Here is a 1,962-nt window from a genome sequence, read left to right on the forward strand (position 1 = left end):
AGTATATGCACCATATAGGTGATTTCATCAGTGATACACATCACCTTAGCCCACTGGAAGAATGCTTTTATCGCAGAGCATTGGATTTCTATTATTTGAATGAAAGTCCATTACCTAAAATAACCCAGCAGGTTTATCGTAGGTTACGCGCAAAAACCCAAGAAGAAACCAAAGCTGTGGATGTGGTTTTGGAGGAATTCTTTACTGAGGAAGAAGACGGCTTTCACAACCATAGATGCGATCTGGAAATTCAGGCTTATCAGCAAAACGCACATAAAAGCCGTGTAAAAGGCGGAAAAGGTGGTCGACCTCGCAAAAACAAACCTGAAGAAAACCCAGACAATAACCTACAAGAAACCAGTCAGGTTAATTTAGGTTCTGAAAACGTAACCCAAAATAACCTTAACCATCAACCATCAACCGTTAACCATCAACCATCAACCGTTAACCAAGAAGATAATACTTCTGTACTTGAGGTTTTTGATTTCTGGAGAGAGGTATTCAAGAAGAATGACCGGACTAAACTCGAAGGTGTTCGGGAAAAGAAAATTAAGGCCAGACTGAAGGAAGGTTATTCAGTGGATGAAATTAAAACTGCAATCCTGAATATCTCCAAGTCTGATTACCATGTTCAAAACGGTTATACAGATATTGAATTGATTTGTCGGGATCAGATCAAGTTAGACAAAAACATTGCAATGTCCAATGCACCGCAAAACAGTAATTATTCAGCAGCAGGAAAAACACAAGCTGAAATGGACAAGTGGAATAACTTCCTGAGTGATCGTGATCAGCAGTTTGATGCGATAGACGTAACTCCTGGTCAACAATATTTTATTGAAGGAAAATAACATGAGCAAATTTGATGTGAATGACGCAAAGCGTTTAATTGGAAAGATGCAGCTTAACTATGGCAAAAAGTTTGCCGACCAATGGGTGGGTGTTAATCCTGAAGACTTGGCTTTGGAAATGGTAAACCAGTATCAGGATCTAAACACTAATGATTTCATTCGCGGTATTGAGCGCATGAAAAAAGAGAAGTGGCCGCCGTCAATTCCTGAGTTTCGTCAGTGGTGTTTACAAGAAGGTGCGACATACAAGGCTAAATTCGCCGCATTAGCGAATATTGAGGCGTGGCTATCCGATAGCACCACCACCATCACAAACGCCGAAAAACAGGCTTACGATGCTGTGTATGAGATGTTCAATCAAATGAAGTGGGCATCAAATTACGAAAAGCAGAAGTATTATGCTTATGAGGCTTTCAAAGATACCTATACCGAGGTTGTAAAAGATTTGACGGCGCAAGGCATTCCACAACATATTTGGCAGCCACCTGTGGCGATTGAAAAGCCAGTGAAGCCAGTAGCAAAAAGCAAAAGAAGTTATATTGACGATTCATACACAAAGTGGATTAAAGAGCGTACGGCGAAGCTGGTAGAAGGTGGAATGAGTTTTCCATCTGCAATGCTTCAAGCAACCAAAGAACGAAATTCAAAATAGGTGGCTACCATGATCACTAAAGAATTGATGATTGATGACCTTGCGGAAATGCTGAAAGGGAATCGTAAATATACGCCAGGCGAAGGAAACGCGAAGTTGTACGGGACTCTATTCCGTGTGGATGCCAGAGGTATTTTTTACCTGTCTGGTGGGATCTGGCGGCGGTCTGGTGTGCCGTGTTATCTGCTGACCAGAATTGACCTTCCAGAGCCTGAAGCCGATAAGGTGCGCAAGATCAAGATGATTCCACACATGGCCAATGGCTGGCATGATCTGGCGGGTGTTGAATACTACATCAAGGGCAGAAGGTTTGTGGGTGATTAAAACAGTGAAATATTTCTTGACTGCTTATTTTTTTATCTGTAGAGTGAAATAAAACTTGCACCAAATGGCAAGAATCAAACAAATTTTTAAAGCTGCCAATGGCGGCATGGAGTTAGAAAAATGCAAAAGACAATC

General features: G+C 41.4%; 3 protein-coding genes. All 3 read left to right on the forward strand.

Annotation, left to right across the window (positions count from 1 at the left end; genetic code table 11):
* Window positions 1–851 (forward strand): YdaU family protein (locus ACR2F3_RS04770; protein WP_432708837.1); only part of this gene is annotated, 851 nt, incomplete at its 5' end.
* On the forward strand, window positions 838–1,503 hold the full coding sequence (locus tag ACR2F3_RS04775; RefSeq protein WP_432708838.1) for a hypothetical protein: 666 nt from the start codon (window positions 838–840) through the stop codon (window positions 1,501–1,503). The genes ACR2F3_RS04770 and ACR2F3_RS04775, both read left to right, overlap by 14 nt.
* On the forward strand, window positions 1,504–1,827 hold the full coding sequence (locus tag ACR2F3_RS04780; RefSeq protein WP_432708839.1) for a hypothetical protein: 324 nt from the start codon (window positions 1,504–1,506) through the stop codon (window positions 1,825–1,827). It begins immediately after the preceding gene.
* Window positions 1,828–1,962: the final 135 nt, after the last annotated feature.

Source organism: Pedobacter sp. (assembly GCF_045627485.1).
In the GTDB taxonomy this organism is placed as follows: Bacteria; Bacteroidota; Bacteroidia; order Sphingobacteriales; family Sphingobacteriaceae; genus Pedobacter.